The following is a 22,280-nucleotide window of genomic DNA, read 5'->3' on the forward strand; positions in this document are numbered from 1 at the left end:
TAGGATGCTCAGGCATCCAAAACTGCCGCTCACTCCCGCTACTGGCACCGGTTGCGGGTGTACGGGCCCGCTCGGACCAAAGTTTGACCGCCCGGCCAGCGGCGGCGCACCGCCTGATTAAAAAAATGCGCCGGCAGGCTACGGATGAGATTCCGTGCCGCCGTAGGCCCGGTTTGCGGTCGGGCTGGGCCGGGCAGCCGCCCACGTTATTTTACCGGCTACTTTCCGCACGGGGCCGGAAGGGCCTACCTTTGCGGCCTTTTACGCGGGGCCGGTGGCCCCGTGGCTTTGTTCGTGCGTGCCGTGCTTGGTGTTTCTGCTTTCCGTCGGGTTTTTCTGGTAATGTTTGGGCTGACCGTCCTGGTTCTTTCAGCGCGGGGGCAGGCGGGGCCGCTGCTGCGCGAGCTGATCATCCGCACCGATACGGCCCGCTACGCGCTGAGCCGCCACACGGTGCTGGTGCAGCAGGAGCCGCACCTGTACTTCTACCACCGTCAAAACGATGAAACCGCCGAGCTGCTCCTCTACCCCACCGTGTGGCAGCCGGCCCGCCCGCCGCGCCTGCGCCGCTCCGCCGACTTCGTGCTGCTCGACTCGCTCACGGCCGTCGATAGCCAGTACTACCGCGCCAAAATCCGCTTCCGCGACCTGGCGGCGGCGCGGTTTCTGCAGCTCACCTTCACCCAGGCCAGCCCCGACAGCGTGAGCGGGCCGCCGCGCACCCAGACCGTGCCCCTGCTGGCCGTGTCGCGCACCACGCTGGCGCTCAACGCCCCCGATACGGAGCTGTTTGTGGGCGAGGAAAAGGTGTTTGAGCTGCGCAGCAACTCTCCGCAGAACGTGCGCACTACCACCGACTGGACCCGCGGCCAGGATATCGACTACCGCATCAGCCAGGAAAACGGCCAGCTGCGGCTGCACGTGCTGCCCACCGCGCTGGGCCCGCGCGTGCTCACGGTGCGCGCCCAAACGGAGCGGCCGTTTCTGGTCGAAAACGGCCGGCGGCTCAGCTACGCGCTGGCCCCGCTGCGGCAGGATTTCATGGTGAAAGCCAGCCGTTTGCGTTTTCTGAGCGCGGATAAGAAGGAAGTCACGCTCGACGATGCAGCCCGGCGGCGGGGCGTGGAAATTATTCTGGACAACGGCCGCAGCTTCGAGCTGAAGCGCACCTACCGCCTGGAAGACCAGGAGGAACCCGGCGGCGCGCTGATGGCCGAGCTGTTTACGCGCCAGTACCTGACCAACGACCGGGTGCTGTGCTGGCTGCGCGTGTACAACACCCACCGTCAGACCGAGGGCTACCTCTACCTGAAGGAAAACGACCAGGCCCGCGCCATCACCAACTTCACCATCTCGCCCAAAACCTCCATCAGCAGCGTGCAGGTGCGCCACCGCGGCGGCGACTGGAGCCCCAGCCTGGCCGTGAACCCCGGCGAAACCGTGGACGTGCGCCTGGAGGGCGAGGCCCTGCAAAAGGCGCGGCTGCACTTTGAAGACCTGACGGTGATTCCCTCCGACTCCTCGGTGCGCACGGAGGCGGCCGTGGTGTACCGCGTGCAGGTGCCCGTCACGATTGATAAGCGCCGCATCACTATTTTCAATGCCGGCCTGCCCACGGGCTTTGCCCTCACGGTGAAGGAGTTTCAGCGGCCCCACCCGCTCGATTTCGTGGCCGTGAACTTCGGCGAAGGGCCGCGGGTGCTCAACCGCCTGAACGGTCCGGTGCTCTACAGCCGCGTGATTTCCGACGTGGTGTTCAGCTTCAACCCCAACGGCCTCGACACCGATAACCAGCTCTACGGCAAGCAGTTCCTCACCTTCGACATTCGCACCCAAAACAGCAAGGGCGAGCTGCTGGAGCTGCGCACCCTCGACAACGTGGTCATCTGCCCCGGCGACAACTCGGTGCGGGCCGCCTTCTACCAGGACAAGCTCTGCCAGGTGGGCAACCTGAGCCTGAACAACCTGCTCAGCGCCCGCAAAACCTACGATCTGGACGATTGGAGCACCATTATCATTACGGTGCGGCACACGCCGGGGCAGTACCAGGAGTCCGGCTTCACGCAGAAGCTGGAGCTGGTGCTCAAGCGCCGCCTCAAGTTTGATATTGACGTGAGCTTTCCCGGCGGCCTGCTCACCAAGTACCGGGGCGAGTCGAGCTACACGTCGTTCGGGGGCATTTCCCTGGCTATGCTGGGCCAGCTGAGCTTCTACCACCCCGAGAAAATCAACCGGCTGCGGCCCTACAAGATTGGGGCAGGCTTCGTGGCCCTCAATGCTTTCGACCTGAGCAAAAACGGCGGCAACCGCGACCTGGGCCTGGTGGTGCTGGGCTCCGTCTACCCCACCCGCCGCGAGGCCAAGCTCACCTTCCCGCTCTACCTGGGCGGCGGCTACCTGCTCAGCACCCGCAAACCCTTTTTCCTCCTCGGCCCCGGCATCGGCGTGCGGCTCTGATAGTGAGATGGTGAGATAGTGAGATAGTGAGATAGTGAGTTTGATGTTTTGACTGCGCCGAATGCGCCATATGCGCAGTCAAAACATCAAACTCACTATCTCACCATTTCACTATCTCACTATCAGAGCCGTCAATTCAATCGTGATGATGGTGCCGCGGCCCAGGCGCGACTCGATGGTTAGCTCGCCGCCGAGCAGGTCGATGCGGTTGCGGATGCCGGCCAGGCCGATGCCCTGGAGCGGCGTGGCCGGGTCGGGGCTGATGCCAACGCCGTTGTCTTCGACGGAAATATGCAGGTGCTGGTCTTCGTGAATGACGTGGATGAAAACCTCGCTGGCGCGGGCGTGCCGGATGATGTTGTTAAGCAGCTCCTGCACCACGCGGTAGATGGCAATTTCGATGGGGCGCGGGCGCGGCTTTTCCAGCCCCACCAGGTTCAGGTGGAAGCGCAGGTTTTGCTTCGGAATGCGCTTGCACAGCTCTTCCAATGCTATTTTCAGGCCGAAGTCTTCCAGAATGCCGGGGGTCAGCTCGAAGGAGATGGTCCGCGTGGCCCGGATGGCGTCGTCGAGCAGGCTCAGGGCGGTGGCGCGCAGGGTGGCTTCCGGGGCGGCGCGGTTTTCCAGGTTGAGCTTGGCCGCGTAGAGCAGCTGGCCCACGCCGTTGTGCAGGGCCTCGGCAATGCGCTTGCGCTCCTCTTCCTGGGTAGTCAGAATGGTGGAAAGCACCTCCTGCTGCTGGCGCAGCTTCAGGCGGGTGGTTTCTTCGGCCAGCCGCACCCGCTCGGTCACGTCGCGCACCAGCACCAGGCCGCCCTTCAGCTCGTTGTCGGGGCCCAGTAGCGGCACCAGATACGACTCGTAATGCCCCGGCTGGCTATGAAACGGCATGTTGTAGCGCGTCACGCGCTTGCCCTTCAGCACCTGCCGGATGGCCTGCTCCTGGGGCTGCCCCCGCCACTGGGGAAAAGCGGCAAAAATATCCTGGCCCAGCAGCTCGGCGGCCCGGCGGCCGGTGTGCTGCTCCAGCACGCGGTTCCAGGCCAGAAAGCGGCCGTGCTGATCGAAGGCCATAATGCCGTCCACGCTGTTGTCGAGCAGGCTTTCGCTGAACTCCTTCTCCGTGCGCAGCTGCCGCTTCTGCTCCTCCACGGCCGTCACGTCGCGCCACACCATATACAGCAACTCCTGCCCGCCCACCGTCATCGGGGTCATCACGCACTCCACCCACAGTCGCTCGCCCGAGAGGCAGCGCAGCGCGAACTGGCAGCGCTCGGAGCCTAAGCGCCGGGCCTCGGCCACGGCCCCCGCAAACTGCTCGGCTACGGGCAGCGCGGGGTCTTCGGCGGGCACCACCTGCTCCCAGGGGCGGTGGCCTACCACCTGGGCTTTAAGGCTGGCCCCCAGCAGGTGCAGCGCGGCGGGGTTGCAGTCTATCACCAGGCTGTGCTGCACCAGCAGGCTGGCATCGGAGCTTTGCTCAAACAGCTGCCGGAAGCGGGCCTCGCTGGCGGCCAGGGCCTGAATGGCTTCGTGGCGGGCCGTGCTATCGATGATGGCCAGGCGGCACTGGGGCGGCTGCGCAGCGGTGGCGGGCACGGCCACGCCTTCGAGCTGGGCAAAGAAAGGCGTGCCATCGTCGTGCAGCATGGCCAGCTCGCAGGTCTGACGCTGCTCACTGGCAAGGATTTGGGCCAGAAAGCCGAGGAAAGCCTCGCGGCTGGCCGGGGCCACAAACAGCAGGAAGCGGCGGTGCATCAGGCGCTGGCGCACGGCCCCCAGCAGCCGGGCCGCGCTCAGGTTGAGCTGCCCGATAAGGCCGTGAGCATCGAGCGTGCAGTAGCCGACCGGCGCAAACTCGTAGAGGTCGACGTACTGGGCGCGCACGGCTTCGGCTTCGGCCTGGGCCAGCAGCAGCTCCTCATACTGCATTTCCAGCTCAATCTGGTGCACCTGCAGCTCCTGCACCAGCCGCTGCACCTCCGCCGGACTTTTGTCGGCCACGGCCTGCGTCACGAGGTGGCGCCGGGCCTCGGCCCGCGCCCGCAGCTCCTGCAGCGCCGCCCCCACCGAACCAGAAAGCTCTTCAGACTGCATTAGCGAAATAGTGAGTTAGTGAGATGGTGAGTTTGATGTTCGGTTTACGCGAGTGGCGCGAATGGCGTAGTTGGTGCGAGTAGCGCAAATGGCGCGAGTGGCGCAGCTTGAACATCAAACTCACCATTTCACCATCTCACTAACTCACTATTTTAACCCCGAGCAGGATACAGCTGGTGGGGTGGCCTTCGCGGCGCAGGCGGCGGCCGTAGACGAGCACGCGGCGGTGGCCCACGCCCGCGAAGTCGGCTTCTACCACTGTGTCGTCGAACTCGCTGGCCATGGTGCTGAGCAGCGCCTGCAGGTGGCGGCCGAGAGTGGCATCCTGCCAGCCGCCGCCCGCCAGCTCCCGAAACTGCTGCCCCCGGATCTGCTCGGGCACCAGGGCAAAGGAGCGGGCGAAGGAGCGGCTCACGCTCAGCACGCGCAGCTCCTCATCGAGCACCACCAGCATTTCGCGCACGGTTTCTACGATGCCCTCGGCGTAGGCGGTGCTGGCCTGCAGCTGCTCTTCCAAACGCTTGAGCGCCGTGATGTCGGTGAAGGTGAGCACGGCCCCGCTGATGTAGTTGTCGAGGGTGCGGTAGGGCATGATGCGCATCACGTACCACTCGCCGGTGGTGGTCTGAATGTTGGTTTGCAGGCTCACCAGCCTATCCAGTACCTGCTGCACGTCCCGCACCAGGGAGTCGTAGCGCAGGTTGCTGGCAAAGTGCGTGATGGGGCGGCCCACATCGGCGGGCAGCAGCCGGATGATGCGGGCCACGGGCGGCGTGAAGCGCTTGATGACCATGTCATTATCCAAGAAGATGGTGGCAATTTCGGTGGCATCGAGCAGGTTCTTCATGTCGTTGGCGGCCTGGCTCAGCTCGTCGGTTTTGCTCTGATGCTGCATGTTCAGCGTCATCAGCTCCTCGTTCAGGCTCTGCATCTCCTCCTTGTTGGTCATGGCCTCCTCGTTGGTGCTTTGCAGCTCCTCGTTGGCGCTCTGCAGCTCCTCGTTGGTGCTTTTCAACTCTTCCAGGCTGATTTCCATCTCCTCAATGGTGGTTTGGAGGCGGTGCTTGGTGTATTGCAGCTCCTTATCGAGGGTAGCCACCAGCGCGTCGCGGCCGTGTTCGGCGGCGGCGGCGCGGCCGGGGCCACCCGTGCGCACTTTGCGGGGCGTGGGCACCTCCTCGAAAGCCACCAGCAGCAGGCCGGCCAGGCCCTCGGTGGCATCCAGCGGCTTCACCGAAAGCCGCAGCAGCTGGTGGCCGGCCTCGGTTTTCACCCGCACGTTGTCCACCACCACATCGTGGTGCTGGGTGGTGGCGCGGTGCACGGCCCCGCTGATTTCGAAGTTCAGCTCCTCGCGGGCCATTTCGAAGATGTTCATGGTGCCCAGGCCCGGCGCGGGCTCCAGGTAGCGGCCGGTGCGCCCATGCACATACAGAATCTCGCCTTTGGCATTGATAACCACGGCGGGCGGGGAGAAAGCCTGCAGCAGGGCCTTCTGCACCAGCGCGGCAAACGGCCCGACTTTGCGGAGCGGGGAGGAAGGCATAGCATCGGGGGCGCTGGCCAGCACGGCGGGGTGCCGCGCCAGGGAAAAAGGGAAATTGAGCAGCCGGTTCAGGGGCGAAGGCACGTCGAGGCGGCGCGAGAGCTTCCACTTCACATCGAGCGGCGCAAACAGGTCCTGAAAGCCGGTCAGGTTTTCGCTGGGCCCCAGAAACAGCACGCCGCCGGCATTCAGGGCATAGTGAAACACGGGAATCAGGTTGCGCTGCAGCTCCGCCGACAGGTAGATCAGCAGATTGCGGCAGCACAGCAGGTCGAGGCGGGTGAAGGGCGCGTCCTTGTTGAGGTTGTGCAGGGCAAACACCACCGCGTCGCGCACCTCCTTGCCGATCTGGTAGCCGCCGTCGGTTTTCACAAAAAACCGCTGCAGCCGCTCCGGCCCCACATCGGCCGCAATGTTATCCGGATACAGGCCGCCGCGGGCAAAGTCGATGGCCTCGGCGTTGATATCGGTGGCGAAAATCTGGATTTTGAGGTGCGGCGCGGCTCCCGGCGCATCCAGGCATTCGCGCAGCAGCATGGCCAGCGAATAGGCTTCCTCGCCCGTAGAGCAGCCCGGTGCCCACACCCGAATGGTGCTATCGGGCTCCTTCTGGCGCAGCACGGGCAGCAAATGCTGCCGCAGCTGCTCGAAGGCTTCCGGGTCGCGGAAAAACCGGGTAACGCCAATCAGCAGCTCCCGAAACAGCGCTTCCACCTCCGCCGGGTTTTCCTGCAGGTAGCGCACATAGTGCGTAAACTCCTTGATCTGGTGCGAGTTCATACGCCGCTCAATGCGCCGAAACACGGTATTGCGTTTGTAGAAGCTGAAATCATGGCCGGTCTGAGCCCGGATCAGGGTGAAGATTTTCTGCAGGGCGTGGGCCGGGCGCGCCACCGATTCGGCCGTTTCGCGGAAGGGCCGGCTCATCAGCGGCTGGCTGAGGTATTCGAGCAGCTTGGCCGGCAGCTGCTCGGCGGGCAGCACGTAGTCGACAAACTCGGTGGCAATGGCCGAGCGGGGCATGCTGTCGTAGGCGGCGGTGGCGGGGTCCTGCACCATCACCATGCCGAAGTTCTCCATCACCATTTTCAGCCCGATGGTGCCATCGAACCCCATGCCCGAGAAGATGATGCACACGGCCCGCTCGCGCGCGTCTTTGGCCAGACTCTGGCAGAAAAAATCGATGGGCAGACGATGGCCGCGCGGCTGAGTGGGCACAAACAGCAGCAGCGTGCCGTGCAGAATGGACATTTCCTTGCCCGGCGGAATCACATAGACGTGGTTGGGCCGCACTTTCAGGCCATCCTGCGCTTCAATCACGGGCATATCGGTGGAGCGCTGCAGTATGCTGGCCAGATCCGACTCGACATCGGGCAGCAGGTGCGACACCACCACGAAGGCCACGCCGCTGGCGGGCGGCAGGTTGCGAAAAAACCGCTCGAAGCCCTCCAGCGAGCCGGCCGAGCCGCCCAGGCTCACAATCGGAAACTTATCGGGGCCGTTTTCGGTGCGCCGCGGCGCTTTGGCCGGCACGGCGGGCAGCGGGGCCGCCGAGTCGGGCTTATCGGCGGGCGGCGGGGGTGGCGGGGTGGTGGGCATGGGCAACGCTGGGGCACCGGCCAACGCGCCGCCGACGGGGCAGCGCGGGGGTGCTTTCCTATTCAAAGCTAACTACATTCTGCCGTGGCGGCTGGGTATGGACGGTTTTGGCCGAAAATAATTCGGGGGCACCCGTAGCCCTGGCCGGGCTTTGCACGTACGTTTTGACCGGCCCCACCCCGGTCGGCCGCCCCGTCGGCTCTCTTCTCGCCCTACGCTCAACCCGTGAACGGTCATCCTCATATCATCGTCATCGGCACCTCGGCCGGCGGAATGCCTGCGCTGTGCCAGCTCGTTGAGCAGCTGCGCGGCACGCTGCCCGCGGCCGTGCTGGTGGTGCAGCACCTGTCCCCCGACTCGTCGGGCGAGCTGCTGGTGCAGCGCCTGGCCCGGCACGCGGCCCTGCCCTGCCACCTGGCCGAAAACGACATGCCCATCGAGCCCGGCCACCTCTACCTGGCCCCGCCCGACCGCCACTTACTGGTGCGCGCGGGCAAGCTGCTCATTACCAAAGGCCCCCGCGAAAACCACTACCGCCCCGCCGCCGACACGCTGTTTCGGTCGGTGGCGGCGGCTTATGGATCCCGCGCCATTGGCGTGGTGCTCACCGGTATGCTGCACGATGGCACGGCCGGGCTGGAGTTTATCAAGCGCTGCGGGGGCCTGGCCCTGGTGCAGGACCCCGAGGACGCGCAGTTTCCGAGTATGCCCGAAAGCGCGCTTCGCAACGTGGCCATCGACGATGTGGTGCCGCTGGCCCGCCTCGGAGCCCGCCTTGAGGAGCTGGTTTTTCAGAGTGTGCGCGAGCCGATACCAGTGCCGGCCGACATCCAACTGGAGGCCGCCATTGCGGAGCGCGTGGTGGGCACGGTGGAAGAAGCCGCCGTGCTGGGCGACCAGGTGCCCCTCTCCTGCCCCGACTGCGGCGGCTCGCTCTGGCAGATGAAGCACGGCCAGGTGCTGCGCTACCGCTGCCACACCGGCCACGCCTTCACCGCCGATTCGCTGCTAAAAGAGTCGCAGGAAGGGCTGGAGGAGTCGTTGTGGGTGGCTATGCGGATGCTGGAAGAGCGCAAAACCCTGCTCACCAACATGGCCGCGCGGGGCGACACGGCACTTAACCGGCAGTATGAGGAGCGGGTGGCAGAAATCAAGAAGCACATCAACCGCCTGCGCGAATTCATGCTGAACGGCACCAGCGGCAGCCCGCAAACGGAGCACTAGCCGACATTGTTAACCCACTGTTTTCAAGGCAAATTGTGCGTTATAACGCATACAATCTTTGTCATCCGGCAGTTGGCTCCGAGCCGCCGGATTACTGCGTTTGTTCGGTTGGCACATGGGTCGTCAGGCTCCCCTCTCCCCAAGGCTTCGCGCCTAAAGCGAACCGGGGTCGGGGGTGAGGTCCCCCAAGGCCGCGCCAGATACCCCAACCCCAAAACGGCTCTAGCTTTCGGCGGCTCACTTTTTAGCGTCCTTTGCGCCCTGACTGAGCCTCGAAGCCGGGCGGGGGCGAAACATCCGCCCGGCTTCGTGGCTTTGCTATCTATTCCTCTTCTCCTTCCCCATGAAACTTCTCTACAGCTACCTGCGCCACTATTGGGGCCTGCTGGCCCTGGCCCTGCTGCTGGCCGCCATCAACCAGGTTTTTTCCCTGCTCGACCCCTATATTTTCCGCCAGATCATCGACCGCCACGTGGTGAATGCCGGCAAGACGGTGTTCCACGATGGCTTCTGGGCCTTTCTGGCCGGCGGCGCGGGCATCCTGATCCTCAAGGCAATGGGCGTGGCGATGGTGTCGCGCATTGCCAAAAACTTTCAGGATTACTACACCAACGTCATCACCCAGCGCCTCGGGGCCGAGCTGTATTCCGATGGCCTGCGGCACTCGCTGGAGCTACCCTACCAGGTGTTTGAGGATCAGCGCTCGGGCGAAACCCTGGGCAAGCTGCAGAAGGTGCGCACCGACGTGGAGCGCCTGATTCAGAGCTTTGTAAATGTGCTGTTCATCTCCTTGGTGGGCATTATTTTCGTGGTCTGGTACGCCATCAGCGTGTATTGGCCCATTGCGGCGGTGTATTTTCTCACCATTCCGCTGCTGGGCTCCCTAAGTTTGTTTCTGAGCAAGCGCATCAAGGTGATTCAGAAAACCATTGTGGCCGAAACCACGGCCCTGGCCGGCTCCACCACCGAAAGCCTGCGCAACATTGAGCTAATCAAAAGCCTGGGGCTGGCCCAGCAGGAAACCACCCGCCTGAGCGCCACCACCGACAAAATCCTGAAGCTGGAGCTGAAAAAGGTGCGCTACCTGCGTTCGTTGTCGTTTGTGCAGGGCACCTTCGTGAACCTGATGCGCAATGTGATTCTGCTCATGCTGCTGTTTCTGGTGGTGCAGAAGATCATTTCCGTGGGCGAGTTTTTCTCGTTCTTCATCTACTCGTTCGCCATTTTCGGGCCGCTGCAGGAAATGGGCAGCATCATCAACGTGTACCGCGAAACCGAGGCCTCGCTGGCTAACTTCCAGCTGATCTTGGACACGCCCAAGGAAGTGAAGCCCACCAACCCGCAGGTTATCGAGCAGATTCAGACCCTGGCCTTCGCCGACGTACATTTCAAGCACCTTTCGGCCGCCACCTCCGCCTTGGATGGCATTTCGTTTGAAACCCAGCTGGGCGAAACCATTGCCTTTGTGGGGCCCTCCGGCTCGGGCAAAACCACGCTGGTGAAGCTGCTAGTGGGCCTGTATCCGCCCGCCAGCGGCCAGATTCTCTACAACGGCATCTCCGGCGCCCAGCTCGACCTTGACCAGCTGCGCGAGCAAATCGGCTTCGTGACCCAGGACACCCAGCTTTTTGCCGGCACCATCCGCGAAAATCTGCTCTTCGTGGCCCCCGCCGCCACCGACGAAGAGTGCCTGCACGCTATGCACCAGGCCGCCGCCGACGGCCTGCTGGCCCGCGCCCCGCTCGGCCTCGATACGGTGATTGGCGAAGGCGGCGTGAAGGTTTCCGGGGGCGAAAAGCAGCGCCTCAGCATTGCCCGCGCCTTGCTGCGCCACCCCACTCTACTGGTGTTCGACGAAGCTACCTCGTCGCTGGACTCTCTTACGGAGGAAGAAATCAGCACCACGGTGCGGGAGCTGTCGGGCTCGCGCCAGCACATCACCATCCTCATTGCCCACCGCTTGAGCACCATCCTGCACGCCGATAAAATCTTCGTGCTGGAGCGCGGCCACATCGCCGAGCAGGGCCGCCACGACGAGCTTTTGGCCCAGAAAGGCCTCTACTACGCCATGTGGCGGCAGCAGATCGGCGAGCGGCCCACCGCCGATATTCTGCCCGCCCGCAAGCTGGCCAAAGCGTAATAAAATTAGCAGACAAGTAGCGCGGAAATCCGTTCCGCGACGAGCAGAGCGAGTTCCTGGCAGAAGCGCAAGCGGCGCAAAACCGGAACTCACGTTGCTCGTCGCGGAACAGATTTCCGCGCTACTGTTTCACCAAGCGGCCGCGGCGGGTGGTGGTGCCGTCGGTCCACTCCACCACGTAGAGGCCGGGGCGCAGGCCGCTCAGCGGCACTTCGGGCACCTCGGGGGCCAGCGCCAGCCGCAGCACGGCGCGGCCGGCCATATCAATAAAGGTGAGCCGCGCCGCGCCGGCGGGCCGCGGGGCCAGCACCCGCAGGCGGTCAGTAGCCGGATTCGGATATAAGCTCAGTGCCGCCGATGCTTCCCCGCTCACGGCCACCACCGACGAATATTGCGTGCTGCCGTCGGCATCGGTCTGGCGGAGGCGGTAGTAGCGCACGCCCGTCAGTGGCCGGGCATCTATTAGCTCGTAGGTGCGCGGCGTGTTGCTGCTGCCCGCCGCCGGCACCCGCCCGGCTTCGGCCCAGCGGCCGGCGGCCGGCTCGGCGCTGCTTTCCACCGCAAAAAAGGCGCTGTTCGTTTCGCTGGCGGTGGTCCAGGTGAGGCGGGTACCGCGCCCGGCCTCATACTGGGCCGCGAAAGCCACCAGCTCGACCGGCAGCGGCGTGGTGCAGCCCGCCGGCACGGCCGCCGCCACCGGCGGACTCAGAGACGGGAACGAAGCCGTGCAGGGGTTGCTGGCGCTAAAGGTGAACACATCAGTGCCGCCGGCAATGTCGCTATCGGCATCCAAGGTGCGCTTGTTCACCCCGTTAGGCACGGAAAAGTGCATTACCGCGGGCGGGTCGATAAGGTGCGTGAGTTGGGTGCCGTGGCCCAGCTCGTGCAGGGCTACGGTTTCAAAATCATAATCGGAGCCGGAAGCCAGCGCGGGGCCGAACTGCCAGCTGGTGCTAGTATTGAAGGTATAATCCATTTCGACCAGCGAAAAGGCCGCTACACCGTTGACGCTGCAGCCCGAATAATAGGAGTTGGTAACGCCCAGCACCCCGCTGGGCACTTCTACCGCCGAGCCGAACCGCACCACGTTGACGCCGTCGCTAGCCGTCGCCTCGGGGCCGGCAGCAAGAACCATGACCCGGCGCAGGCGCGTGGCGCAGGCCCAGGTAGTGAGCGTGCGCTCGAAAGCCGCTTCCGCGCCCGCCCGGCTCGTGAAGCTGGGGCTGTATTGCAGCGAGTAGCCGCCCTGCCCGTCGTCGTTGATGAGGCGCGGCCGGTTGGGCGTGTCGCCGTTGTTGGGCACCAGGTTGATGAGGGCGTAGGTGACGGTAAGGGCCGTGGGACTGGTGCCGGTTTCGCCGGTGCCGTTCGTAACGCGGAACACGCCGGTGCCGGCCGTGTTGCCCGTTCCGTTCGAGACGGAGCCGCCTACAATCGCCGACGGTACGCGCAGCTGAATCCTGGTATCCGACCATAGCACATAGTCAGTCGGGTTGGCCGTGACGAACGTGGCCCCGCCATTGTCGGCGTTCGGGAAGCTCACGCTGCCGCTGCCGCGCAAGGCCCCGAAGTTGCTGCCGTCGATGGTGAGAACAGCGCCGGTGCCGGCCGTAAGCGCCTGCGGGCTGAACGAACTGATGCCGGGCTGGGCCGCGGGCCGGGCCTGGGGGAGCGGCGCGGCCAGCAGCAGATTGGGCCGCACCGGACGTGCTGCCTGCCCGGCCAGCTGCTCCAGCACCGGATACAGCGCCCCGGCAATGGAGGCGTAGCGGGCAAACGGCTCGACGGCCGTGCGGCGGGCCACATCGTAGCGAATAATGCCCTGGGGGCCGGCCTGCAGCCGATACAGCCCCGCTGTGCCGGAGGCCGGGTCGGGCTCCAGCAAAAACACACCCTGCTCATCGGGCAGCAGGCCGGCCGCGCTGCTCACCTCTTCGCGGCGCAGGCCCAGCGTGCCGCCGGGCTCAGCCAGCCGCACGCCCCCGGCCGGCAGCTGGCCCTGAAACACCTTATAGATGGTCAGCTCGCTGACCGTGAACAGGTGCCCGCCCCGCCCGGCCAGCACCTGCTGCGGGCCCACGCTGGCTTCTACCACCAGCGTGGCCGCCGCCATCCGCTCGGGTAGCGGCACGGGGCGCAGCATACAGCCTGTTTGGGCGACTGCCGCGCCGGTCCAGGCGCTCAGTATCAGCAGAAAGATAAAGAGCCGTGCCCCGGCGAAGGCAGCAGGCAGGCAGTAGCGTTGGTGTGCTTTCATGGCTCAAGAAGTAGAAAAGACCACACTTACCGGCCGGCCGCAGAGGGGCGGGCCAGCCAACCGTAACTCCGACCGGCCATTTGCGGGCCGCGAAGCACGAAAATGACGGGTTCAGCGTTTCATTCCCGTAGCTGATTTCTGGCCCGGCAGGCTACTGCTGGCTAAATTCTGGCTGAATTATTGAATTACGTCCGCCCTACTCAAAAGGATATCTGCATGATTGCTGACCGCATTTTCCGCCGTATTCCGAGCCTGCTGCTCACCGCCGGCCTCCTGCTCTCGGGCCGCCCGCAGGCCCAGGCCGCCCCCGCCCCGCGCGACGTGCTCCGCGAGATAACCGACGTGGTGGGCCTGAAGCCCCGCTTCGAGCTGCGCGCCACCACGGCCGTGCAGAATGCCGCCGCCGTAGTCTACGACGGCCACCGCTACCTGCTCTACAACCCCCGGTTTGTGGCGGCCGTGAACCGCGCCGGCCGCACCGACTGGGCCGGCATCAGCATTCTGGCCCACGAAATGGGCCACCACCTCAACGGCCACACCCTGCTGGCCGGCGGCAGCAAGCCCGCCGATGAGCTGGAAGCCGATGAGTTTTCGGGCTTCGTGCTGCGCAAGATGGGCGCCAGCCTGGCCGAAGCCCAGGCCGCTATGGCCCTGGTTTCCGACGAGGCGGCCTCGCCCACGCATCCCGGCCGCTTCAACCGCCTCACGGCCATCAGCCAGGGCTGGCAGCAGTCGAACAGCCAGATTGCGGCCAGCGCCCGCACGGCCGCGCCGTCGGCCACGCCGGTGGCGCTGGCCCGGCCCACTCCCACCGCCGAGCCGCTGCAGGTGGTGGGCAAAATCACCTTCCGGGCCAACCCTGACGAGGCCTACCTGCTCACCAGCCGCCTGAACGTGATGCGCGTGGATGCCGACAATGGCGCGCCCCAGCTGGTGGGCCGCCTCACCCGCTCGGCCAGCCCCGAGTTTCCCTACGTGCTGATCGATGGGCAGCAGCGCCGGCTGTATGTGAGTGCCAGCGGCGGCGTGTTCAACCCGCAGGGCCAGCAGGTGGGCCTGCTCTCCGACCCGTCGTAGCGCGGCTGATTCGGCCTGAGTGCCGGTTTGCAACGCCCCTCACCAGTTTGTGGTGAGGGGCGTTGCGCGTTTTGGGCCCGTTGGGTTGGGCCAAAATGGGCAGCCACCTGCTTCGGTCCAACCCAATGGGCCCAATGGCTGTTAAGCCCGACCAGCCCGCAAATTCTCCCTTTTCCATCCTCTTTCGTTTCTCCCGTGCCCGAGCTACCCGAAGTTGAAACCTACCGCCGCTTTCTGAACGAAGTCATTCTGCACCAGGCCATCGTGGCCCTAGAAGTGCGCGACGCGCATGTACTGGGCACACCCGAAGACGTGCTGCGCGAAAACCTGGTGGGCCGGCAAGTAACGGCCACCCGCCGCATCGGCAAAAACTGCTTTCTGGAGTTGAGCAGCGGCCAGGTGCTGGCACTGCACTTCGGCATGAGCGGCGACGTGGGGGCCTACCGCCACGACCACGACGCGCCCCGCTTCACCCGCGTGGCCCTGCACCTAGCCGACGGCCTGCGCGTAGCCTTCATCGACCCGCGCAAGTTCGGCCGCATCCGCCTGACCGAAAGCGTGGCCCACTACCAGCAGGCCAAAAAGCTGGGGCCCGATGCGCTGGACGTGACGGCGACGCAGCTGCAGCAGCGGCTGAGCCCCAAGAAAACCATACTCAAGCCGCTGCTGCTCGACCAGAGTATCACGGCCGGCCTGGGCAACTGGATTGTGGATGAGGTACTGTTTCAGGCCAAAATTCATCCCGAGCGGCGGGCCAATACGCTGGTGACGGCCGAATTTGAGGCGCTGCACGCGGCTATTCAGCTGGTGCTCACCACCGCCATCAGCCACGAAGCCACCTACCGTCACTTCCCGGCCTCCTTCCTTATTCATGCCCGCGGATGGGACGAATCGGCCACGCCGGGGACCGAAAAGCACTTGTTCTGCCCCAAACATTCAAAAACCAAAATTGCAAAAAGCTACGTTGGCGGAAGAGCCACTTATGTGTGCCCGCGCTGCCAGCCCGAACCCGTAAAATCAGAATAGTTATATATAATTTTATTAATAATGCCATTTAAAGCCCTTTTTGAGGGCTTTTTTGCTTCTTTTCAATTAACCGACTATGCTTTGCCATAATTTTGTTTTGCTAAATTCGAATATTAATTTCCTGACATAAAGTTTGAATTATTGTCTTTTTCCGCGAAAAGCCGAACTATTTGAAAATCCGGCAGGTTAGCACCGCAGATTCGAGGCAGCGTGCCCCGATAAAAGTGTTGTTGGACCCGAATATCATCGCTCATACTGCTTGGCGGGATATTCAAATCACCTAAATCACCTAATTCGTTGCCATGAAGAAAATGTCCGTTTTCCTGAGCCTGGCCGCCGCTGCCACCCTTTCCTTGTCCTCGTGCCAGAAAGAGCTGGAAGAAGTACAGCCCGCCACTCAGGAATCTGCCGCCGCTACGCAGAACCTATCGAAGAGCGACCTATTGACGGCCAGCCCATGGCACCTCACCGGCCTGACTACCACCGCCGTAGCCGCCGACGCTAAAGAAACCACTACCATCAGCCTGCTCGACCGCCTCAAGCCCTGGGTGCGCGACAACGTATTCTCCTACAAAGTAGGTGGCACTTACATCGTTGATGAAGCCGCCGTCAAAGTTCATCCGCAGGCTGCGCAGCAGCTCACCGGCTCGTGGAAGCTCAGCGAGCAGGGCGATTCGCTGATCGTGACCCAGTCGCATGGCGTGCACCGCTTCGCCGTGGCCGAGCTGAGTGCCACCACGCTGCGCCTGACCCACACTGAGGCCGGCACCAACGGCGCTGCTGCTTCGTTCACGAACGTGTATTCGCACTAATCACCCCTAGTTCCACCGTTCAGCTTAAACAGAAACACCCCGCCGTGCTGGCGGGGTGTTTCTGTTTGAGGCCAGCAGCTGGGCGGCGCTATACCAGCGCCTGGGCCCGCTGCCGCAGACGGCCCTGCAGCGCGGCGATGCCCTTGCCGCGCAGGGCCGCCTGCACATCGGAGGCCGCCATGCGGCCGGTTTCGGCGGCCCCGTTCATGAAGCCCTGGTACCAGGCGCTACAATGCTCGCCGGCAAAGAACAGGTTGCCAACTGCCTTGCCTTCAGCCCCGGCGATGGTGGTGTACTGGCCCGGCGCGTAGCAGGCATAGCTGGCCAGCGTGTGCGGGTGCGTGGGCCAGTGCATTCGCTCGGCGCGGCCATTGTATTGGCCGCGGGCGGCCGGCCAGGCCGCTTCCAGCACCGGCAGGTAGCGGCTCACCTGCGACTGGGCCGAGCCCGTGCCGACGCGCACGCCTTCCTGCCCACCCAAATACACCGTGAAGGCCGATTGGGTGGTGGGCTGCAGCTGGCCCGAATCCCAGCCGCCCTGCGCGGCGCGGTCGGAGAAGAGGTAGCCGGTGTAGCCTTCGGTGCGCCAGGGGCGGCCATTGAAGCCCAGAATCAGTTTGGCATTGGTGCCGTAGCCCAGGTTGCGGATGGCGTTGGTTTTCCAGGCGGGCAGCGCCATCTGCATATCCACCTGCCGCAGCAGCGTGAAGGGCAGCGTGAGCACCACGTAGTCGGCTTCTACCTGCACGCGGCGGCCATTGGCCTGCTCAAACGTGAGGACGTAGGCACTCCCGGCGGGCTGGGCCACCGCTACCAGCTTGTGCTGCAGCACGATCTGGCCGCTGAGCTGCTGGGCCAGCGCGTCGGTGAGGCGCTGATTGCCGCCCTGAATCTTGTAGCGCTCATCGCTGATGCCGAAGATGTCGAACGTGCCCTTGTGCGTATCGGCCGAGAACAGCCACAGGAAGTTGATGGCGGTCTGCTCGCTCACTTCGCGGCCGTATTCGGTGAGGTAAGCCACTTCCAGCAGCGTCCGGATCAGGCCCGTCAGGCCGATGGAATCGAAATAGGCGGCAATGGAAAGCTGGTCGAAGCGGGCAGCGGCGGCGGTCAGGTTGTCGTAGGTGATGGTGCCCGGCAACGAGCGGCAGTCGGCCTCAATCTGGCGGGCGTAGGGCTGAAAGGCTTCAATTACTTGCGCCACGGTGTAGTGCTGGCCGCCAAAAAAGTAGGCGTCTTTGCGGAGCACGGTTTCGCTGGGGGCTTCCACGTCGAGCAGCGGCAGGCCAAACTCCTGGGCCAGCAGCAGCATGTCGCGGTGGCCGCTGTCAATGAATTCGCCGCCCAGCTCGGTGGTCAGGCCGGGGGCCATGAGGCCGGTGGCGGTGAAGATGCGCCCGCCCGTGCGGGAGCTGGCATCGTAGATGGTGGCGCGCTGGCCAGCTTTGCGCAGCTGGTAGGCGCAGTTCAATCCGGCCATGCCCGCTCCTACTACCACAATGCGTGCTGGCGAAGCCTGGGCATCGGAGGCGGCCTGGCCGCGGGGGCCGGCGGGTTCCACCACGTCGGTTTCGCAGGCCGCGAGCAGGCCGCCGGCGCTTACCAGCAGGCCCATTTTGGCGGCGTTGGTCAGAAAGTCGCGGCGGCTTTGGGTGGTGGCCATCTCGGCCAGTACTTCCGCCGAGGGTGCTTCGGGCTGGTTGGCCGCCACGGCCAGACCAAACGCTTGTTGCAGCGCCCGCAGCAAAGGAGTACGGGCTTTGGGAAAAGGAGTAGAAGTATTCATCATATGCAAAAAGTGAAAGAAACAGATCCTCTAAACATACCTATTCTCGCTTGAATAAAAGCAAGTGAATGTGAATCAACTTAGAGAAAACAGGAATTAAGGCAAACGCCGCGCACTGGATTTTCCGTTCAGGCAGAGCATAGCGCCTGAAGCAATTCAGTTCCGCGTAGCGGCGGCAGGTTTGTAGGATCGACGGGAGCCTAAACGACCAAGCCGCGCAGCGGTGACAGAGCCGCCTCAACGACTTCACCACCGCTACGCGGCTTGGTTCTCTTTACGCACAGCTCTCTACAAACCTGTCTTATTCAGCCCTGGAGCTTGCCAGCTTCCGCACCCGTTAATGCATGTTGCCCAGGTTGGTTACCACCATCAGCCCGCAGGCTCCGAAGCCAATGAGCAGAACCAGCAGGGCACTGAGGAAATAGGGCGCGGCTCCCGGCGGCGTGGCGTTGCCCAGGCGGGTGATGCCGAGAATCACATTCACGAGCACCTGCACGCCGTAGCCCAGCGCAAACACAACGGTGCTGGCACTATCGGTTACTCTGGAAAGCAGGCCCAACACCACGGCCGCGGCCAGCACGCCCAGCAGGTTGTTGCGCAGAATGTGGTTTGGTGGGATGGGTTTAACAGGCTCCATAGTACCCGGAAGATACTGAATGGCAGCTCATAAAGACTTGGCGCAGTCGCTGAAGCCGACCAGCAGGATCACGAAGGCCGATACCAGGCAGGCCAGCTTGTTTTCGCTCTCGTCCCGCTCGATGAAGAAAATCAGCATCACCAGATTGATAAGCACCACCCCGAACAGGGCGCCGAAGATATGTACATCCGGGGCCAGCTGCTGCCGGCCCACATGCAGCAGCACCACCACCGCCAAGTTGAGGGCCAGAATCCGGCCGAAGTAGCTGTCGGGCTTCTTCTTTTCTTTCTCTATTTTCTCCATCACAGCACCGATTTGGCGCGCAGCTCGGCCAGGCGGGCCAGCTTTTCCGGGTCGCGGTAGAATATATTCATTGTCTCGAAAGGAATGATTTTCAGGTCTTTGCTCACGATATGAACGCAGGACTTCTTCACGGCCCGCACGTCAAAATTCCAGGCATCCATGAACTGCAGGATGATGACGCGAAACAGGTTTTCGTACTTCAGATTGGGGGCCTGAATGCTGGGCAGGCAGCACAGCAGCTGGTTCAGCTCCGGGATAATGGTATCCACGGTATTGGCGGTGCTGAACAGGCGCAGCAGGTGTTGGCGCAGGCGCTTATCGTGCTCATACACAATGGTGTTGCCGCCGCTCCGGAGCAGCTCGGCGGGCTGCACGTAGCGCGTGAGCGGAAACACCTGGCCGTCCAGCTTCAGGGCGTAGCCCATTACCAGCGCGTCGGGGTTGCAGGGCACGGGCAGCAGGTCCGCGGCCGTAAACAGGCTTTGGTCGATGATGCGCTGGCGGGTTTCGGTGAGGGTGAGGCGGTCGGTGGCGGGGTCGAAATTGGTGAGGCGGCCAGCGGACTGGGTGGGCTGAAACGTGACGCCGCGCACGCACCGCTGCTGCAGCGCAAAGTCGATGATTTCGCCCATCTCATCATCGTTCAGGCCCTTTTGCAGCGTCACGACCAGCGTGGTGCTGAGGTTGTACTTATTCAGGTGCGCCAAGGCCTGCAGGCGCACGTCGCGCAGGTCGCGGCCGCGCAGACTTTCCAGGGCTTCCTTCTTGAAGGAGTCGAATTGCAGATACACCTCGAAGGCTCCTTCGTAGGTAGCCAGCCGGGCCACGAAGGCTTCGTCTTTGGCCAGGCGCACGCCGTTGGTGTTCACCATCAGGTGCTTGATGGGCTTGCGCTTGCACATATCCAGAATCTCCCAGAACTGCGGGTGCAGCGTGGGCTCGCCGCCCGAAATCTGCACCACGTCGGGCTCCCCCTCGTTTTCGACCAGCACATCCACCATTGCCTCCACCTCTGCCAGGGTGCGGTGCCGGCCGTGGGTGGGGCTGCTTTCGGCGTAGCAGGTGGGGCAGGTCAGGTTGCAGCGGTCCGTTATCTCAATGACGGTGAGGCAGCTGTGCTGCTCGTGGTCGGTACAAAGGCCGCAGTCGTAGGGGCAGCCGTAGTGGGTGGCGGTATTGAAGCGGCGCGGGGTTTCGCTGGGCTTCACGTAGTTGCGGATGCTCTTGTAGTACTCGATGTCGGTGGCAATGAGCACGCGCTGCCGGCCGTGGTCGGGGCAGCGCTTGAGCATATACACTCCCCCGTCCTCAAATACGATTTTGGCCTCCACGCGGCGCAGGCAGTGCGGGCACAGGCTCAGGGTAAAGTCGTAGTAGGTGTAGGGGCGTTCGGGCATGAGCAGAAGTTATTTTTTATTGATCAGAAACTCTAAGAATTCCTTTCCAAATTCAGTTATACCCATTGCAGCAAAGGGTGTATAACCATAACTATCACCTCCAGTTGCGCTATCAATTAGCAAAGCTTTTGAATACAGATTTTGTTTGTAATACAAAAATTGTTTTTCCGAAATATTATAAAAATGCGCCTCTCTACGAACATCATAAACTAATAACTCAGCTTCTAAATTCACAATACCATCTTCTACTAGGGTAATATTATCCTTTACTTGTGACTTATTATTCGCATGACCTTCAATTGAAAGCTTGAATTCATCTCTGTATTGAGACATCAATTGGGTCTTTTGTTGCCTGAATGATTCGAGCAGTTCACTATCCTGTTTATAATGCTCGTCAAAGACCCTATGACTATCTAAAATAGCTATTTCACTTTCATTAAGAATTGAAACTAAATCAAGATACCTGGCTGAGTTATTTTCATCCGGCAAAGTATTTTCAATTTTCTTAATCAAAATATCCCTATATCTAATATGCTTTGCCTCTGACTTCGTTTGAATAACATGGTTTATTACAGCCTCAAACAAATCCCCAAAGTCCTCGGTTCTTAAAGCATCTGTATCGAATTCTGGTTTACCAATAAAATACTCGGCAAACATTTCCGTAAATTTATTAAGCCGATCTTGTTTTACGCGGCCTCTAATATCAAAAACAAGCTCATTGAGTACTGGCCCAACATACGGCACTAGGTTGAAGGCTAAGCGCAATACTGCTACATCTGCTTCTCTCGAGTACTTACCCAATTCTTTCATATGCAAAAACTGCGTTCGATAGCCTACAATTAATGGATCGAATGTACTTTAAATACATTACTTGATGGGTTATCACCCTTGCGACCGTTTATCCACAGCCACCCATAATACCCCAGCCCCGCCACACAGGCCCACTGAATGGCCGTAAGCCCCCAACCACTGGGCGCGGGCGTAGGCTTGAGGAATTCGACCAGCAGACGGAACAGCAAGTAACCTACCATAAAAAGCCGAAACCGCCAGCCATCCGGCAGCGGGCCGCGCCGCTCCAGCAGCCACAGCGCAGCGCCCAGTAGCCCGAGCCACCCAATTTCGTAGAGGTTGGTGGGGTGGCGCAGGATTCCGTCGCCGAAGTTGATGCCCCAGGGCAAGGTGGTGGCGGTGCCGAACGTGCCGTCTTCGAGGCCGGCGAGGTGGCAGCCCAGGCGGCCGATGCCCATGGCCAGCAGGATGGGAAACACCATCAGGTCGCCGCTGGAGGCCGTGATGCCGAGGCGCTTTTTGGTTAGCTCCACTCCTATCAGGCCGCCCAGCAGGCCGCCCACGATGGTTTTGTTGGTGAAGTAGTGGAGCCAGCCGCCGGGCGGGTGCCGCAGCAGCTCGGGGTGCTCCAGCAGGCCCAGCAGGCGCGAGCCCAGCAGCGCCCCGGCCGCGCAGCCCACAAAAATCCAGAGCCGGTGCTCATCGGAAATCGGGTCGGTGGTGCGCGTGCGCAGGTGCTGATACAGGCGGTAGCCGATGGTGTAGGCCAGCACTTCCAGCAGCAGGTGCACCGGCAGCACCAACGGGCCCAGAGCAAGGTGAACGGGGTAGGTCAAGCTGGTTTTCGGTGGGTGGTGGTAGCGGGCTTCCTCTCGCCTGCCAGCTGGGGCGGGGAAGGCGGCGGGAATTCTTTGGGCAAGTACGCAAGCTTTTGTAAAGCGCAAAGCCCATTGCCGTTGGTACGGTAATGGGCTTTCGGAAATTGAAGCTGTTTAGAAGCGTAAATCGTCTGTCATCCTGAGCAAAGCGAAGGACCTTATGGGATAAGCACGAGCCGTTACCACGATTATCGTTCTCATCCTGTAAGGTCCTTCGCAAGCTCAGGATGACAGACGATTTGCGCTTCCAAATAC

At 62.5% G+C, this 22,280-nt stretch carries 15 protein-coding genes; 6 read left to right on the plus strand and 9 right to left on the minus strand.

Annotated elements, in window-relative coordinates; all coding sequences use genetic code 11:
* Positions 1 to 303 precede the first annotated feature (303 nt).
* Positions 304 to 2,457, plus strand: coding sequence for a hypothetical protein (locus BUB62_RS11510; RefSeq protein WP_159437449.1), 2,154 nt, complete (start codon positions 304 to 306; stop codon positions 2,455 to 2,457).
* Between the two features lie 111 nt (positions 2,458 to 2,568).
* Here BUB62_RS11510 and BUB62_RS11515 read toward each other — a convergent pair whose 3' ends face one another.
* On the minus strand, positions 2,569 to 4,554 hold the full coding sequence (locus tag BUB62_RS11515) for a PAS domain S-box protein (protein WP_073110190.1): 1,986 nt from the start codon (positions 4,552 to 4,554) through the stop codon (positions 2,569 to 2,571).
* 139 nt (positions 4,555 to 4,693) lie between these two features.
* A complete protein-coding gene (locus BUB62_RS11520; protein WP_084539013.1) occupies positions 4,694 to 7,699 on the minus strand; it encodes a CheR family methyltransferase in 3,006 nt (1,001 codons plus the stop codon).
* Positions 7,700 to 7,924: 225 nt separating this feature from the next.
* On the opposite strand from BUB62_RS11520, the gene BUB62_RS11525 reads away from it, so the two are divergent.
* A complete protein-coding gene (locus BUB62_RS11525; protein ID WP_073110193.1) occupies positions 7,925 to 8,923 on the plus strand; it encodes a chemotaxis protein CheB in 999 nt (332 codons plus the stop codon).
* Between the two features lie 343 nt (positions 8,924 to 9,266).
* On the plus strand, positions 9,267 to 11,063 hold the full coding sequence (locus tag BUB62_RS11530; protein ID WP_073110195.1) for an ABC transporter ATP-binding protein: 1,797 nt from the start codon (positions 9,267 to 9,269) through the stop codon (positions 11,061 to 11,063).
* A gap of 121 nt (positions 11,064 to 11,184) precedes the next feature.
* Here BUB62_RS11530 and BUB62_RS11535 read toward each other — a convergent pair whose 3' ends face one another.
* Complete coding sequence (locus BUB62_RS11535) at positions 11,185 to 13,320, minus strand: T9SS type A sorting domain-containing protein (protein ID WP_073110198.1); 2,136 nt, start codon at positions 13,318 to 13,320, stop codon at positions 11,185 to 11,187.
* A gap of 216 nt (positions 13,321 to 13,536) precedes the next feature.
* On the opposite strand from BUB62_RS11535, the gene BUB62_RS11540 reads away from it, so the two are divergent.
* The 3 genes from BUB62_RS11540 (at position 13,537) to BUB62_RS11550 (ending at position 16,235) form a co-directional block, all read left to right on the plus strand.
* Entirely contained in the window at positions 13,537 to 14,397 is an 861-nt protein-coding gene (locus BUB62_RS11540; protein WP_073110200.1) for a M48 family metalloprotease, read from the plus strand.
* A 195-nt stretch (positions 14,398 to 14,592) separates the two neighbouring features.
* Positions 14,593 to 15,423, plus strand: coding sequence for a DNA-formamidopyrimidine glycosylase (gene mutM, locus BUB62_RS11545; RefSeq protein ID WP_073110203.1), 831 nt, complete (start codon positions 14,593 to 14,595; stop codon positions 15,421 to 15,423).
* 302 nt (positions 15,424 to 15,725) lie between these two features.
* Positions 15,726 to 16,235, plus strand: a complete 510-nt coding sequence (locus BUB62_RS11550) for a hypothetical protein (RefSeq protein WP_073110205.1) — start codon at positions 15,726 to 15,728, stop codon at positions 16,233 to 16,235.
* A gap of 88 nt (positions 16,236 to 16,323) precedes the next feature.
* Here BUB62_RS11550 and BUB62_RS11555 read toward each other — a convergent pair whose 3' ends face one another.
* The 6 genes from BUB62_RS11555 to BUB62_RS11580 all read right to left on the minus strand — a co-directional run bounded on the left by BUB62_RS11555 (position 16,324) and on the right by BUB62_RS11580 (position 21,983).
* Entirely contained in the window at positions 16,324 to 18,024 is a 1,701-nt protein-coding gene (locus BUB62_RS11555; RefSeq protein ID WP_234988682.1) for a flavin monoamine oxidase family protein, read from the minus strand.
* Between the two features lie 334 nt (positions 18,025 to 18,358).
* Positions 18,359 to 18,658, minus strand: coding sequence for a hypothetical protein (locus BUB62_RS11560; RefSeq protein WP_073110208.1), 300 nt, complete (start codon positions 18,656 to 18,658; stop codon positions 18,359 to 18,361).
* 27 nt (positions 18,659 to 18,685) lie between these two features.
* A complete protein-coding gene (locus BUB62_RS11565; RefSeq protein ID WP_073110211.1) occupies positions 18,686 to 18,961 on the minus strand; it encodes a hypothetical protein in 276 nt (91 codons plus the stop codon).
* Positions 18,961 to 20,358, minus strand: a complete 1,398-nt coding sequence (locus BUB62_RS11570) for a radical SAM protein (protein ID WP_073110213.1) — start codon at positions 20,356 to 20,358, stop codon at positions 18,961 to 18,963. The genes BUB62_RS11565 and BUB62_RS11570 overlap by 1 nt, the downstream gene beginning before the upstream one ends.
* A 9-nt stretch (positions 20,359 to 20,367) precedes the next feature.
* Complete coding sequence (locus BUB62_RS11575; RefSeq protein ID WP_073110216.1) at positions 20,368 to 21,168, minus strand: hypothetical protein; 801 nt, start codon at positions 21,166 to 21,168, stop codon at positions 20,368 to 20,370.
* Between the two features lie 29 nt (positions 21,169 to 21,197).
* Positions 21,198 to 21,983, minus strand: coding sequence for a prolipoprotein diacylglyceryl transferase (locus tag BUB62_RS11580; protein ID WP_073110219.1), 786 nt, complete (start codon positions 21,981 to 21,983; stop codon positions 21,198 to 21,200).
* Between the last annotated feature and the right edge of the window lie 297 nt (positions 21,984 to 22,280).

This window comes from Hymenobacter daecheongensis DSM 21074, from assembly GCF_900141805.1.
GTDB classification, from domain to species: Bacteria; Bacteroidota; Bacteroidia; order Cytophagales; family Hymenobacteraceae; genus Hymenobacter; species Hymenobacter daecheongensis.